Here is a 13,693-nt window from a genome sequence, read left to right as displayed (position 1 = left end):
ACCTTGATCGGGTCAGGCTTGAAGCGGGGAGGTGGGCTACTGCCTCCTGACAGGCCTGTGCGGCTTTCTGCCAGAATCGCGGGATGGCGCGTGGACTGGATCTGGAGGCGCTGCGCGGGCTCGTCGCTGGCGTCGTATTCGACCTCGCGTCCCACTCGCATCGCGAGCTGGGTCCGATCTGCGAGGGTCTGGGAGTGTCGGTACCGGACGAAGCCTTTGGCTCAAAGCGTGACCGGATCGGCCAGGGCCTCGCCGATCTCGCCGATGCCGACCTGCCGATGGTGGCCGAGCGCGTCCTACAGCAACTGCAAGTCTCCCCGGCGACCCGCAACATGATCCAGGATGTCTTATGGGCAGGCCACGGCACCCTGGAGATCCCCGCACGGACCCGGCGTGACATCGCCCGAGATCTCGATCTTGCCGATTTCCTCCCATATTCCAGCCGGTTCAAGGCCCTTCTAGCCCGTTTATGGGTCTTGGATAACGGCCCGCTTGACTGGCTCATCGAGGCCGGCGCGACGCTGAGTGCCCAGATCGACCGGCACGTCTTCCGCAACCCCGGCGATTGGACCGCTGAGGATCTATTCGAACAGCTCAACGCGTTCGAGGCGAGTGACACCCGGTTCGGCCTCTTCTTGGAAGGAATGGCCAGCGCGGAAGTCCTCCCCGACGAGCCCGCCCAACGGCGCGTGGTCGGCATCATTAACCCCCACCTGCAAACCCTCGGAATCGAACTTCGCCAGATCCGGTCCGAGGGCGGCTACCCCGTATTCGGCATCGTCTCGACCCAGTCCGCACGCTCACGACAGCCCAAGAACCTGATCTTCGCCACGACAGCCAAGCCCGACATCCGCTTCCTGAGCGCCGTCGACAACGACATTGAGGTCCTCAACCCCGACGACGTACTCGTCTACGACCGGCCCGTCACCGCTGACGGCATACTCTGGCGCGACCTGCAGTCATGGTGGAAGGAGACCCGGAACCTGCCCACTGACAAGGCCGCAAAGGACTCCCTGTACGCCAGGCTCGGTTCCTGTCTGCCGAACAACTCCGATGCCCAACGGAACCTGTTCACGCTCTACCACGAACTCCACGGCCCGAATGTGCCTGGGCTGCCCGCCCTTCTGCCCGAGGTATAGCTGCATTGGGATCCCAAGACCGTCCGCGAACGCGGGCCTGAGGCGCTGCTCCGATTCCGCATGGACTTCCTGCTCCTCCTCCCTCGCGGCCAGCGCGTCGTCCTGGAGGTCGACGGTCGCCAGCATTACTCAACCAATGGCAGACCCGATAGCAGCAAGTACGCAGCCAGCATGAGAGGTGACCGTGACCTCAAGCTCAGTGGATACGAGGTCTTCCGCTTCGGCACCGACGAACTCGACGATCTCGCCCGGGCCCGTCCCTTGCTCCAGCGGTTCTTCGCCGACCTGTTCGACAGGTTCGACGTCACCCCCTCTACCGGTTGATGCCGTCTGGGCCTCTCGGCATCTCGGCGCGCGGGCAAACCCTAGGATGCGCCGGCCGCCCGCTTGCCCTCGCTCAGATACCCGTGCGCGGTGAGTAGCCGCTCGAAAAATTCGCGCACCATCACCCGAGCGCGGTCTGCGGAGCGGAACTCATCGCCGCCGAAACGCACCACCTCGTAGCCGGCCAGGTACAGCTCCCGGTCCTCGGCGACCATCTGCGCGTACAGCTTCGGGCTGGCCTGCCTGCCGACCGCGTAGTGCTGGACGCCGTCGATTTCGATGACCAGCCGTCGCCGCCCCCGGAGCAACATGAGGAAGTCCATGCGCTGACGGGGCAGCGGGCCCACCGTCTTCCGCCGTGCTCGGGTGTACGGGTCGTAGTGCAAGTACACCTGCGGTACCAAGGCCGGCAGTTGAAACCCGTGGACCTTGAGCAGCTTGGCGTACGTCTGGAACATCAGCGTCTCGGGGCCCGGCTCGTCTGACTCGGCACGACCGGCGTCGAGCGAACGGAGTAGGCGAAAGTAGAGCCAGTTCGCGGGACCCTGATCGTCCATGTCCGTCGGTGGTTGCGTCTCTGCCCACCACGTGACCAGGTCCTCCCAGCTCAAACCAGCGTCGCCGAGGGGCCGGTCGTACACCAGGCAGTACTGTCCGTTGGCCACGATCTCGATGGTGTTGCTGACCGCGTCAGCGAGCACCAGGTCCGGTTTCGGCCCGTCCGCCGCGAAGATCAGATTCTTGAACGTGCTGCTGACCCCGGAGCGCTTGCCGGCCAGCACTTGCAACAGCCCCCAGAGCTGCGGCAGATAGTGCTCCTCGACGACTCGGGCGCCGAGCTCGCACAGCTGGTCCTGGGTGTAGTGCGAGATGCGGCTCCGCACGTACGCGCGCTTGCTGTAGTGGGCTTCCTCGCCATCGCCGTCATCGAGCCCGAATGCTCCGCACACCGCCGGCAGGTCGTACGAACGGACGGGATGAAGCGCGTCGGCGATCGCATCACGCAGCTGAATGGTCAAGGTTCCGGTGCCGCCCAGCTCAGCCTTGGCGAAGGGGTCGGCCAGCATGGCGGCGACCGTCACCTCATGGCGGGGACCACCGCCGAAGGTCATCGTCTTGTCCATCACCTTGTCCATCTGTGTGGCGATGGCCTGTAAGTCAGCGGGCCGGAACAGGTCCAGGAAGATCGGACGCACTCGCAGCACCACGGTCTGTGTCTCGTCCCAGGGTTCCCAATCGGCCGACTCGGCATCTTGCACCAGCGACAGCAGCCGCGCCGCGCGCTGATTGCCGGCTTGCAGCAGAAGCTCGGAGAGCGTGGTGAGCTCTCTAGTCCACGACCCAGCACCGCCCTGGCCACTCAGCATGTCCATCACTGTATGACCTCAAGCTGACGATCTCTCAATAGCCGAGGATGTTCCGGTGGACCGGTCCGCAAACCGGGCGGCGCGGCTGCAAGTCGTCCAAGACGATCCAGGAACACGGTCACCGCGCCGTCGTGCCGGTCGCACGCCTACTAAATGGCGGAGAATGTCCCACACATGCGTGCTCGGGGGTCGGGCTGGCCGGTCAGGCGTCGCTGTCGAGTCGGCCGTCGCTGTGGTCCCAGGTGATCCCGCCGTTGGCCGTCTCGCTCATGATGACGAACACTGCGTAGCTGGCGGCCGCCGTGTCCTCGGCGCGGCCGATGGCTCGCGCCAGGTTGGTGATGGCTCGCCGCCCGGGCGAGGTGTCGCAGCTGGCTAGGATCGCCGTGTCGCCGCTGTCCGCCCGGTGGTTGCCTCGCACCATGTGCGCGCTGAACGATCGTTTTCGGGGCGATCGCTGCCAAAACCGGAGGCGTCGGCATTCCAGGCGCGGCTATGGTTCCGCTGTGGACCTTCAGCAGGAACTCGACACCCTCGCGTGTCCGAGCTGTGGCGACCAACAGCTGATCCTTGACGCCCGCAGCGAGGGCTACGCTTTGGCACGCTGCAACGCCCCTGCCGAGTACGGCTCGTGCGGCCAGGTCGTCCTCTACGTGAGGCTCCTGTCCGGGTTGCGCCAGATGTGGCCTCCCGCGCGTCCCGCGTTCGAGCCTTCCATCCCCACCGCGCTGGCCGACAGCCTCGCCGAGGCGCAGGTGTGCCACGACAGTGGAGCCCACACCGCCGCAACCATCATGGTCCGGCGGCTGCTTGAAGCCTTGTGCGCCGATCACGGCGTCAGCCCGACGACCGCCAGAGGCGGATTCAAGTCGCTGAACACCAAGTTGCAGGAGCTCCACACGAGCGGGGTGATCACCGGGCAGCTCTACGACTGGGCGATCCACCTCAAGGACGTCGGCAACGACAGCGCTCACGACACCGACTCGCGCGCGTCGTTCGACGACGCCGCCGACGCGATCGCGCTGGCGCAGCACATGCTGGGTCACCTGTACGTCACTCCGGCCCGCTATGCCCAGGCCAAGGCTCGCCGTGATCGTGAACAGGCGATCAAACGACTTCCCATCACCGACGTCGCCTACGTGGTTGACCTACAGGAAGACGGCGCGCTCCAGCTGGTGAGCCTGTGCCCTGAAGCAGTCTCGCAGGGTGCTCAGGGGCCGCTAGCCGAGGTATGGGGAACCGATCATGGAGATCCCGCCGAGTTCCATGGACTGCTAGAGGAACTGCACCGAAAAACCGCCTCCGCCCTGACCGCGCGCAGTTGGCGGCTCGGCCAACTCGTCCCCAGGTCAGGCAGTTCCACCCAGTGAGCCGCTGGCATAGCCGCTGAGCTGGTGTGACGCCGCTGGCGGCGCTGCAGGCTCCTCAGCCGCACCAGCAGCGCATCCTGATGCTGTACGGCCAGGTGGTGGCCGTGATGATCCGCGACGCGAGCTACTGACGCGCCGGCGGCCACCAGGTCCAACCCTTGCCGAGCTCGGCGAGCTCGGCGTTAACCTCCTCGCGGTCCCAGACCGTGCCGTCCCAGCGGCTGGTGCCCAGCACGTTGCGCGCGTGGCGGTACTTCCAGCCCTTCTTGTGCCGCAGCACGCGCAGCAGGTCGGCGAACCCCTCCGAGCCGCCGCTGTCTTCGGGCGGGCAGGCGCGGCCGCCGACGCTGCAGCGCGGGTAGAGCGCCTTCGGCCCGGGCTGGTGGATCTTCTCCACCACCAGGTCGTGGTCCCAGCAGTCGCCGAAGTCATAGCGGTAGGCCAGGTGCTCGCCCGCCTTGGCAGCAGGCGGGCCAGCGTCACGTCATACTCGCTGGAGGCGTTGTCGCCGTATTCCATCCAGTCCTTGGCGAACAGGTGCAGGTGGTAGTTCTGCCAGCCCATCGCGATCTGGATCACGTTATGCAGGTCCAGCAGGCTGGCGACCGACGGCACGTGGATACGCCGCCAAACCTGCGGCTGGACGTCTCGCAGGGCCACCTTGAGCTGGTGCACGGTGGTGACCACAGCGGCCGCGGCCGCCGGCGGGTCGGCAGGTCCGCCCGGATCCTCAAGGTCGAGCCTGTCGTTGATCACCAAGGTGAGGCGGGGCCGCTCGACGCCGACATCATCGTGCTCGCTTTCCTCGAGGCCCGTTGTGATCGGCGCCGTCTCCGTCGCGGGCAGGTCCTCGGGGTCGCCGGCGTCGACGTCGGCGTGGGCCAGGCAGGCGTACCAGGACGACTGCCCGTAGAGGGAGCGGCTGGAGACGGCCCGGGCGCGGCAGGTCACCAGCGGCCCCTGGACGATGAAGCAGCGCCCATGCCCACACTTCCCCTGACCGGACGCCGGCGCGTCGGGCAGGTCGAGACACCGCGAGGCAGTTATAGATCTACAAAGTAAAGGCAGTGGCCGTTCTTCGACGAGATGCAAAGGGTTATAGCACTCCGTTCGGGTGATAGAAGGAACGGGCTTCGCCCGTACGCCTCGATCAAGCTGGTCGGAATGATTATCCTTTACATGGATATCGACGTCTGAAACGCCTTCTCCGGCCGTGGGCGTTCTCCTTTAGCCGGACCAGGGTGGCGGCCATGCGACACCTGCCACAAGGGCGAGAGTGCGGTCGGGATGTGCCGCTAGGCAGGCGCCGTTCCGGGTGACTCACCGTCCCTCTTACAGAGATCTGTCGCCAAACAGGGCGAACCGCCCGGAACGCGCCTTTCTCGGTGGTCCACGAGGTTGCCGAGATCGCAAAGCCTACATATGCGTGCCTCCGATGTGGGCAGGAATGCGGCGATTTCGCTGTACGGTTGCGCACCGGCGTGCCGTTGCATCGCCTCGCAGGAGGCGCAGAACCCGCCCGGTGTTGTTGGTCAACTAAGGATGAGAACGGCACATAGCACGAAGTGGCGACAATCGGCGGCGATGCTGAGCCAGGCCGAGTCGCTGCTGGCAATGAACGGCAGAGGGCCGCGGCGAGTGCTAGCGCCCCTGTTTGGTCTACAGAAGCCCGTCGTGGCCCGGGACGGCATGAGCCGTCCCGATGCTGGAGTAGCTAGTCCGTCATGGGCTGGCCACCTTGCCCGTCCAACAGTCGCCAGATGCACGATTTGCCCCGTGCTCACTCGCCCGTCTACACGCCAGTCGGACGCGGACGTTCATAGGTGAGCTGCCACAGGCTGGCGTCCTTGACCAGCGGGTCGGCGTCGACCAGCCTCCCCGGCCCGATCAGGTGCGTAGACTCATCGAGCAGCGCGCCCAGCAACGGCCACACCAACCAGCCGATTGCCCGATGCTGGGCGAGGAAACGGTCAGTGTCCGGGCCGGCGAGGTGGGGCGGGATGTTGGCGCGGATGTCCTGCTCGGACCAGGCCAGGGTGGGTTGGTCGGCATGCATGATCACCGGGAAGAGCGCGTCCCACCCGCGTCCGAGATCGACCAGGAACCGCAGTTCCGTGCGATCCGCCTCGGTGTCGTGCTCCAGGTGGAGGTACGTACCGTACACCCCGTTCGATGCACCGTCTGCGTTGGCGACGGGCGTCACCACGTAATAGCACGCCCCGCCCAGCACCTCCAGGAGCCGCGGGCGGGAGATGGGCAGGTGGACGCCTTCCGGCGGGGTGGACGAGGCAGCGGGCACAGCTGCGTCGGCGACGTCGGCCGAGGGGACGACGATGTGGCGGCCGACGAGCTTCCATTGCGCTACCGCGGCGACCCGGGCGATGTCGCCGACGGCCGCCGGGCCACGGCCGTGGCGTTGCACGAGCGCGGCGGCGGCGCCCATCGGCAGCCAGCACCATTCGGGCCAGGAGGTCGTCGCCGGCGAGGTGCTGGCCACCGCCATCCTGACAACAACAAAAGGCTCCTCCACCACTGCGATGTGATCTCCATCCACGGCCCCAGCTACCGACTCAAGAACATCGAACAAGCCAATCGCCTGAGCTGGTGCACATATCTCCGTACTCGGTGGAGCACCCAAAGAAGTACGCGGACATGTGGTGCCGGTCATCGGTTGCGCGAGCGCGGGCGTCCCCAGCAAGGACGTGGTTTCCCGCGGATGCGCCTTACCTAGCAGGAGGGCGACCGGCCGCCGGCCGCGCACGAAGCGCGGCCGGCGGCTGAGGAGTCAGGTGACCTTGGTCATCTCCAAGCCGCAGCAACAGGTCGGGTTGCGGTCTCCGCCCTTGCCCGGAGCAGCGCCCTTGGTGACGGTCACCTCGCACCCGCACTCTGGATCTGGACAGCGGTAAACCTCGCCTTCACGGAACGGCATACCGCTCACCTCCTTCGGCGTTCTGCCTGCTCATGAGGCAGGTTAGAACCTGGACCCAAGGTGAAGTTCAAGGCGAAAGGGGGGTGGAGCAGATGCCACGAGCAGGACTGACCATCGGGCAGGCCGCCCAGGCAGCCGGGCTGACCCGCAAAGCGGTGCGGCTCTATGAGGCCAAGGGGCTGCTGCCACCGGCCGGACGCAGCGCGACCGGCTACCGCCTCTATGACGAAGCCGATGTCGAGCTGCTGACCTTCGTCCGGCGGGCCCGCACGCTGGGCCTGCACTTGGACGATATCGCTCAGGTGCTCGCCGTCCGCGACAGCGGACACACGCCATGCGCTCGGGCCCGCCAGGTGCTGGACCGGCGCCTCGCCGAGATCGATGAAGCCATCGCCGACCTCCTGGCACTTCGAGAGAGCCTGCTCCACGCGCACCGGACGGCAGCCAACCCTGGCGAAGGCGTCTCTGCCGTCTGCCCGATCATTGAGGATGGAATCGAGTAGCGGCCGCTCGGAGGCCTGGGGCCCAGAGGTGATGACGTCTGCGACTGTGACCGGGGCTGCTCGCTGAAAGTTTCCAGGTCATTGGACTTCATAGTACGGCTTTAGTTGATGTCCGTCACGGATTGTGATCGCCGCCGCCGGTGCGCGCGGGCCGAGGCGGATCGGCTGAGAAGCCGTGTTCGACTCGTCGCCCTCGTCTTGGATGTCCGGCGCGCGAGCTGTCCGCGAATCCGCCCGCGCCCAGCTGGTGGGAAAAGCCGGCCTCGGCCCGGAGCGCCGAAGGCCTCCTAGCATGGGAGTGGAGGGGGGATGGTCTGCATGCACCTTCGCAGCACCGCCGCCGCGCTCACCATCGGAGCAGTCGTGGGCGTTCTAACCGGCATTCCGTCCGCAGCCTGGACACTCGCCCAGATGCCCGCCGATCCGCCGAGGACCGGCGAACATGACCGCATGATGGCCGACTGCCACCGGATGATGGGCATGGGTGAGCACACGGAAGGACACGATTCGGCTCAGTGAAGCGGAGAGGGATCCACCACCTGAGCTCTGCACCTCAAGATCCCGGCAACCCTCACGTTGTCGGGATCTTCGGGCTTCCGCCGGTCTTTCCTCTTGGATGACGCCGTCATCGCCGTAGAGCAAAAGATCACCTGAACCTGAATTCCTCACTTAGACTTCAGCTATGCTGGCCTGCGCCAGGCCCGGACGCGCCCAGACCGTCCTGAGGAGAGGACATCGCGGGCCATGAACGACACCGAACGGCAGTCCACCTGGACGTTTCTAACCAACCACGCCCAGGTGCTGCGCCTCATCGCTGACGACCCGCACGCGCGCATCCGCGACATCGCCGCCAGAATCGGCATCACCGAGCGCGCTGCCGGCGGCATCGTGAACGACCTGGAGGACGCCGGCTACATCGAAGTGCGGCGCGAAGGCCGGCGTAACCGCTACACGATCGTCCCGGGCCTGCACCTGCGACATCCCAGCCAGCGCACCATCCCCATCCAGGCCCTCCTGGACCTGTTCAACCAGCATGACCCCGGCGACGGCGATCCTGCCCATGCTCCAAGGGCTTGACCATCACCGGCCTGCGCACCGCCTTCCAGGCCGAGGCCTCGGTCGAAGAGGCCATCCAGGTCATCCACGCACCACCGGCCCCGGTGGCCGAGCCGTCTCCCAGCGAGCCCGCGCCCGCCTGAGCCTCTAACCCGCTGAACCGCCCGCGCTGTCCCGCATGAGGCAGTCGGCGATGGGAAGATTGGCAGAGTTCGTGCAGATGAGGGAGAGGTGGCGGGCATGGACGAGCATGCCGTACTGCAGTGCCCGATCACCGCGGACCTTGGGACGCTGCGGGATCAGGTGCGCGACTTTGCTGCGGCGGCCGGCTTCGCCGGTACCCGGCTGGATGACGTGCTGCTCGTGGTGGGGGAGGCGACGGCGAACGTGCTCGAGCACGGCAGCGGCTCCGGCACCCTCCTGGCGCGCGCCGATTCCGGCGGTCTGGCGGTCGAGGTGGTCGATCCGGCCGGCACGCTGACCAATGAGCGGTTCCAGCACCACGTCACGACCCCGCCGCCCATCGGCAGACCGGGAGGACGGGGGGGTGGGGGTTGTGGGTCATCGCCCGGTTATGCGACGAGGTCAGCCTCGATCACCCCGACGGCGGGAGCCGCTTGCGGCTGCGCTTAGGGCCGCACCAGGTGACCGCTTCCATACCCGGACGCGAACCGCAGGCCGACCCGCAGCGCCTGCCCGATGACTCACCCGCAGACGAGCAGGCACCCTCACCTGCGAGCCGGCCAGGCGGCGGCCTGCGCGAGGCTGGCATACGGCGGGAACAGATCGACCAGCTGCGTGATGGTCAGCAGCCGGGCGAGCACTCCATGCACACCGATCAGCCGGACGGCGCCGCCCCGTTCTTCGGCTCGGCGCTGCCCGCTGACCAGGACCCACAGGCCATGGGAATCGCGGAAGCCCAGATCGCGGGTGTTGATCACGATCCGGGGAGTGGGCTCGTCCACGAGTTGGTCGAAGACGCGCAGCAGGCCGGGCCGGGTCTGATGGTCCAATACCCCATCAAGGGCGACGAGGGAGAATCCGGGCCGCTGCTCGACAGTGATCGTTAACTGAGTCATGGCGGAAAGCTATGGGGTCAAGCCGGACGCCACACGACCACAGTGAGACACGCGACCGACGCCCGGCGCGGCAGATCAACCTCGCATCCCCCTACCCGGATCTCGCACGCTAACCACGGCAACCGGCCCGGATCATCGAGCACTTGCGGTCTGTCTCCTTGCCTGACATGCCTGACAGACCTTCAAACGGCTGATCAGCCACTTCGCTTGACAACCGAAGATAAGGGATGTGGTCGAGGGGCTCGGATCTCTCCAGCTACTGACGATTTCGTGTCGCGACTCACTGACGCTCTCGTGTCGCCGCCACTGACATCGCACGTCGCAGGCCGCTGACATTCTCCGGCCGCTTGGCAGACATCAAGGAGACCGCCCCCGACCAGGAGGTCATCATCACCGTCCACGAACTCAAGCGCCTGGCCCGCAACGCCGCCGAGCTGATGACCCTGTCCGCCCAGCTCCAGCGTGCTGGCGTCCAGCTTGAACTCCTCACCGGCCCGCTCACCGGCATCTACGACCCCAACGGCATGGGCGCGATGTTCTTCGCCGTGCTCGCCGTCGCCGGCCAGCTCGACAAACAGCCGCCACCACGGGCCCCGCCCGGTAGAGGCAGTCCCCGGCTGGCTGTCTACTCGATCTTCTTGACCATGGTCTTGCTGCACAGCAGGTCGGGCTCTGCTGTCCAGCGCAGCGGAGCGGGGCCGTCTTGGTCACGTTCGAGCACACCCGCACGCCGAACCAGGCAGCAGCAGAGAGCTCGCGCTCGCGAAACGGCATGTCGGTGTCCGTGTCTTTCCCCAGATCGTTCATTCGGCCCGGGGCGGAACCTGCTACCGCCCCTCTCGCGTCAGCCCGAGCGCTCGTCCCACGGTCAGCGCGGTGGCTGGGTCGGCGGCGACGGCCAGCCAGGAGGTGCCGTCCTTGTCCGCGCACAGCATCGACGTGCCCTCGACCTCGGCCAGCCAGCTCGGCGCCGGCTTCACGTCCCGGGCGCCTGCCGCGCGGGGAAACGGGCGACTGGAGGCGATCACCACGATGTGGCGGCCGTCGGGCGCGGCGTAGCTGTAGACGGTCGCCGCCATCTCGCCCAACTCCTCCTGGGCCGTGCCACGCCAGGCGTAGGCGCCGATGCGGGGCAGCGGCGGGCCCGGCTCCTGCCAGACGACGAGCGACTCGGCGCGCTGCAGGTCGGCGGCGGCCACGAGCGGGGCCGGCTGCGTCTGGGTCAGCCGGGGCGCTATCGCCAGCGCGACGGCGATCAACACCGCCACCGCGGCGGCGAGCAGCAGTTGCGGCCAGCGCCCACGCTGCGGCTCGGTGTCCAGTTCCGCCACGGCCCGGATGCGCTCGCGGGTCGACGGCGGGGCCGCCACGCGCAGGGACTCGGCCAGCATCCGTCCCTGCCGGGCGATGGTGGCCTCGGTCCAGCAGTCGCGGCAGTCCAGCATGTGCCGCTCGAACCACAGGCGGCGCAGCGCGCCGAGCTCGCCGGCTAGGTAGGCGGCGGCATCGCGCTCAGGATCGTGGCGCACCGGACTTCACCTCCACGGCGGCTTGGGCCAGCTTCTTACGCCCCCGGTGGACCCTGGCCAGGACGGTCCCGCGCGGGGCGCCGGTGATGGCGGCGACCTCGGCGGCGGTGAACCCGCACAGGTCCATCAAGATCACCGCGATCCGCTGTTCCTCGGGCAGGCTGTGCAGGGCCGCCTCGATCACGCAGTGGGTGATCGCCTCGCTTGCCACGTCGGCCTGCCCGGGCGGGTTGAAGCCGGGCGGCCACGGCACTTCGGCGTGGGTGGCGCTGCGGCGCAGCCGGTCGCGGCCCAGATTGAGGCAGATGGTGGCCAGCCACGGGGCGGCCTTGCGCGGACGGCGGCCGTCGATCCAGGCAGCCCACGCCCGGGCGTAGGTCTCCTGCGCCAGGTCCTCGGCATCGGCCGGCGACGGCGTCAGCCTGCGGGCCAGGTTGAAGACCACATCCGCCGCGGGCATCGTCGCCCGCAGGAACCGCTCCTGCCCTCCGCTCATGTCACCGGACCCATGTCACCATGCTCGTTTCATCGAGGCCGGGGTCAGCGGGCCTGAGCCCGCTCCGCCGGGCCGATGGCCAGCAAGCCCTCGCCGCGGCGCACGCCGGACCCATAGAAGAAGAACGCCAGCACCGTACCGAACACCACGTGGGCGAACAGTTCGAACGGCTGGTTGGCGTCGCCGAAGACCGGGAACAGCAGCGGCGAGAGCACCAGGAAGTTGACCACGTACAGCAGCGCACCGTACACGGTGCCGACCAGGGCGGCGGTGCCGTTGGTGCGCAGCATCGGCGCGATCAGTGCGAACACGATACCGAAGACCGCCGACAGCATCAGGTGCACGGCCAGGCCGACCCAGATGCTGGTCTGACCGGCCATGATCGCTTCCTTGCCACCTTGGACGATACTAGCGATCATGTGCAGGGGCATCTCGGCCTTGCCGGGCGGCTGGGTCGAGGCAAACCACATGGTCACCCCGGCGAAGATCAGGCCGGACACCACACCGCCGATGACACCGCGGATCAGCCGGCCCAATAGAGGTTCAGCAGCCATGACGCTGCTCCTTTACGACCTCGTCCCCATTTTGCTACCCCTACGGACGGATGACAGGCGGCGCTGATTGCACCCACCACAGGTCGATTCCCTCAAGATTTGTTCAGGGCGTGTGGCCTCGGCGCTGACACCACAGCGCCCTGCGCCTCAGCCGCCACTCGATCCAGAACCGGCTCGCTCACTGGTTTCGACACCTCGGAAACACGTCTGCCCGTACACCGACAGAGTGCGACATACAGCTCACGATCGATCTGGCCATCAACGGCGATTCGCTCTTAGTGATCGGACAACTACTGATATGTAGGGGTGGTGTGGAGTCGGCTTCGGGGAAGACGGCGACTCCGCGACGGCGTGGGCGTCGGGCCGCCGACCAGGGGAAGGCTGGACGTCCACGCCACTTTTTGCCTGCCAGCCGGCCTGCGGCGGCGGCATGGAGTGATTCCGTGCGCGCAGCTGGCACCACCGGGCTACCGCATAGGCGTGCCTGGGGCTGGCAAGGGCGTGGAGCGCAGCTGCCGGGTGGCGCGACCAGCCGACCGGCGGACAACCGGCTGGCGAGGTCGACCGGGCCCGGCGAAGACAAGAAGGGGGAAACAGATGGATCGGACACAACAGGAGACCGGCGGCGTCACCGGAACCCTGGACAAGGACTACAACCTGATCTGGTTCGTTGAGCAGTGCCTGAGCAATGTGCTGCGGCTGGAGAACTACATCGCTGATGCCGAACGCGCTGGGGATGGGGAACTGGCCGGGTTCTTCCGCCGTGCTCAGGGCGAAAGCCGTAAGGGAGCCGAGCAGGGCAAGGAGTTCCTGCGCCGACGCCTGGCCGGATGACGCTGCGGGATGTGCCGGTGCGGGAGCTCGTCAGAGCTGCTGGCGGCCTGGCTGCCCCGGGCGTGGTGCGGGCCGGCCGAGCGGCTCTGGTACGGGCAGCATCGGCGTCCCACACCGTCGCCGATCACCTGGTCGCCGACTGGCGGCCTCGCCGATCGGCGTAAATGGGAGGCAACAGGGGCACTCGTGGCGGTGGCCTCATTTCGGTGTTGATCGCGCGGGGCAACTGATCGTTAGATCAGGACATCGCGTGAAGGGGGCCGGGTGCCGTCACGACGGACGGCTCTGGGCCTGGCCGTCTTGGCGGGGGCGCGCATCGCACCCGCCAAGATCTGTGTCCGCCCGCACGCGCAATTGGCGGGGTGCCGCCAATGCCGGGGGACTGAGGTGCCCCGGATCTTCCGGACAGGTCCCCAACTAAGGTTGAGGGAGAACCGGAAGGGAAGGCTGTGGCGGGGCGTAACCGACGATTCAGCCAGGAGTTCAAGGACGAAGCGGTCCGCATGGTGC

General features: G+C 67.2%; 17 protein-coding genes and 3 pseudogenes. 10 read left to right on the top strand and 10 right to left on the bottom strand.

Going from position 1 to position 13,693, the window contains the following annotated elements; translation table 11 throughout:
- Window positions 1–83 precede the first annotated feature (83 nt).
- Both ID574_RS52605 and ID574_RS61135 read left to right on the top strand, forming a co-directional pair.
- Entirely contained in the window at window positions 84–1,139 is a 1,056-nt protein-coding gene (locus ID574_RS52605; RefSeq protein WP_223167998.1) for an AbiJ-related protein, read from the top strand.
- A gap of 171 nt (window positions 1,140–1,310) precedes the next feature.
- Complete coding sequence (locus ID574_RS61135; RefSeq protein WP_223167997.1) at window positions 1,311–1,463, top strand: hypothetical protein; 153 nt, start codon at window positions 1,311–1,313, stop codon at window positions 1,461–1,463.
- 41 nt (window positions 1,464–1,504) lie between these two features.
- Here the strand turns inward: ID574_RS61135 and ID574_RS52600 are convergent, their stop codons facing one another.
- Window positions 1,505–2,830, bottom strand: a complete 1,326-nt coding sequence (locus ID574_RS52600) for a hypothetical protein (RefSeq protein ID WP_188196635.1) — start codon at window positions 2,828–2,830, stop codon at window positions 1,505–1,507.
- 202 nt (window positions 2,831–3,032) lie between these two features.
- Window positions 3,033–3,254 (bottom strand): hypothetical protein, encoded by a 222-nt coding sequence (locus tag ID574_RS52595; RefSeq protein ID WP_188196634.1) that lies wholly within the window; start codon window positions 3,252–3,254, stop codon window positions 3,033–3,035.
- Window positions 3,255–3,336: 82 nt separating this feature from the next.
- Between ID574_RS52595 and ID574_RS52590 the strand changes: the two genes are divergently transcribed.
- On the top strand, window positions 3,337–4,200 hold the full coding sequence (locus tag ID574_RS52590) for a DUF4145 domain-containing protein (protein WP_188196633.1): 864 nt from the start codon (window positions 3,337–3,339) through the stop codon (window positions 4,198–4,200).
- Window positions 4,201–4,324: 124 nt separating this feature from the next.
- Here the strand turns inward: ID574_RS52590 and ID574_RS62130 are convergent.
- The 4 genes and pseudogenes from ID574_RS62130 to ID574_RS52575 form a co-directional block, all read right to left on the bottom strand.
- Window positions 4,325–4,648, bottom strand: a pseudogene (locus ID574_RS62130) (IS1096 element passenger TnpR family protein); the annotation flags it as partial.
- Between the two features lie 53 nt (window positions 4,649–4,701).
- Window positions 4,702–4,875: pseudogene (locus tag ID574_RS63240) on the bottom strand (plasmid pRiA4b ORF-3 family protein); the annotation flags it as partial.
- Between the two features lie 1,117 nt (window positions 4,876–5,992).
- A complete protein-coding gene (locus tag ID574_RS52580) occupies window positions 5,993–6,733 on the bottom strand; it encodes a hypothetical protein (protein ID WP_188196631.1) in 741 nt (246 codons plus the stop codon).
- Window positions 6,734–6,985: 252 nt separating this feature from the next.
- Window positions 6,986–7,132, bottom strand: a complete 147-nt coding sequence (locus tag ID574_RS52575) for a hypothetical protein (RefSeq protein ID WP_188196630.1) — start codon at window positions 7,130–7,132, stop codon at window positions 6,986–6,988.
- Between the two features lie 92 nt (window positions 7,133–7,224).
- Between ID574_RS52575 and ID574_RS52570 the strand changes: the two genes are divergently transcribed.
- From ID574_RS52570 to ID574_RS52555, 5 genes are all read left to right on the top strand, one after another.
- Entirely contained in the window at window positions 7,225–7,635 is a 411-nt protein-coding gene (locus ID574_RS52570) for a heavy metal-responsive transcriptional regulator (protein WP_188196714.1), read from the top strand.
- A gap of 309 nt (window positions 7,636–7,944) precedes the next feature.
- Window positions 7,945–8,154 (top strand): hypothetical protein, encoded by a 210-nt coding sequence (locus ID574_RS52565; protein WP_188196629.1) that lies wholly within the window; start codon window positions 7,945–7,947, stop codon window positions 8,152–8,154.
- Between the two features lie 225 nt (window positions 8,155–8,379).
- Window positions 8,380–8,712, top strand: a complete 333-nt coding sequence (locus ID574_RS52560) for a helix-turn-helix transcriptional regulator (RefSeq protein WP_188196628.1) — start codon at window positions 8,380–8,382, stop codon at window positions 8,710–8,712.
- On the top strand, window positions 8,709–8,834 hold the full coding sequence (locus tag ID574_RS62125; RefSeq protein WP_262496166.1) for a hypothetical protein: 126 nt from the start codon (window positions 8,709–8,711) through the stop codon (window positions 8,832–8,834). The genes ID574_RS52560 and ID574_RS62125 overlap by 4 nt, the downstream gene beginning before the upstream one ends.
- A gap of 97 nt (window positions 8,835–8,931) precedes the next feature.
- A complete protein-coding gene (locus ID574_RS52555; RefSeq protein ID WP_188196627.1) occupies window positions 8,932–9,324 on the top strand; it encodes an ATP-binding protein in 393 nt (130 codons plus the stop codon).
- Window positions 9,325–9,419: 95 nt separating this feature from the next.
- Here the strand turns inward: ID574_RS52555 and ID574_RS52550 are convergent, their stop codons facing one another.
- Entirely contained in the window at window positions 9,420–9,770 is a 351-nt protein-coding gene (locus ID574_RS52550) for an STAS domain-containing protein (protein ID WP_188196626.1), read from the bottom strand.
- Window positions 9,771–10,117: 347 nt separating this feature from the next.
- Here ID574_RS52550 and ID574_RS52545 point away from each other — a divergent pair.
- Window positions 10,118–10,324: pseudogene (locus ID574_RS52545) on the top strand (recombinase family protein); the annotation flags it as partial.
- 273 nt (window positions 10,325–10,597) lie between these two features.
- Here the strand turns inward: ID574_RS52545 and ID574_RS52540 are convergent.
- The 3 genes from ID574_RS52540 to ID574_RS52530 are packed head-to-tail and all read right to left on the bottom strand — an operon-like array spanning window position 10,598 to window position 12,349.
- Window positions 10,598–11,299 (bottom strand): zf-HC2 domain-containing protein, encoded by a 702-nt coding sequence (locus tag ID574_RS52540; RefSeq protein WP_188196625.1) that lies wholly within the window; start codon window positions 11,297–11,299, stop codon window positions 10,598–10,600.
- Window positions 11,283–11,795, bottom strand: coding sequence for an RNA polymerase sigma factor (locus tag ID574_RS52535; RefSeq protein ID WP_188196624.1), 513 nt, complete (start codon window positions 11,793–11,795; stop codon window positions 11,283–11,285). Before ID574_RS52535 ends, ID574_RS52540 begins: the two co-directional genes overlap by 17 nt.
- 44 nt (window positions 11,796–11,839) lie before the next feature.
- A complete protein-coding gene (locus ID574_RS52530; RefSeq protein ID WP_188196623.1) occupies window positions 11,840–12,349 on the bottom strand; it encodes a hypothetical protein in 510 nt (169 codons plus the stop codon).
- A 597-nt stretch (window positions 12,350–12,946) separates the two neighbouring features.
- On the opposite strand from ID574_RS52530, the gene ID574_RS52525 reads away from it, so the two are divergent.
- Entirely contained in the window at window positions 12,947–13,183 is a 237-nt protein-coding gene (locus ID574_RS52525; RefSeq protein ID WP_188196622.1) for a hypothetical protein, read from the top strand.
- Window positions 13,184–13,693 lie beyond the last annotated feature (510 nt).

The organism is Nonomuraea sp. SYSU D8015, from assembly GCF_008065375.1.
GTDB lineage: Bacteria > Actinomycetota > Actinomycetes > Streptosporangiales > Streptosporangiaceae > Nonomuraea.
This window is presented reverse-complemented; position numbering and strand designations above follow the sequence as displayed.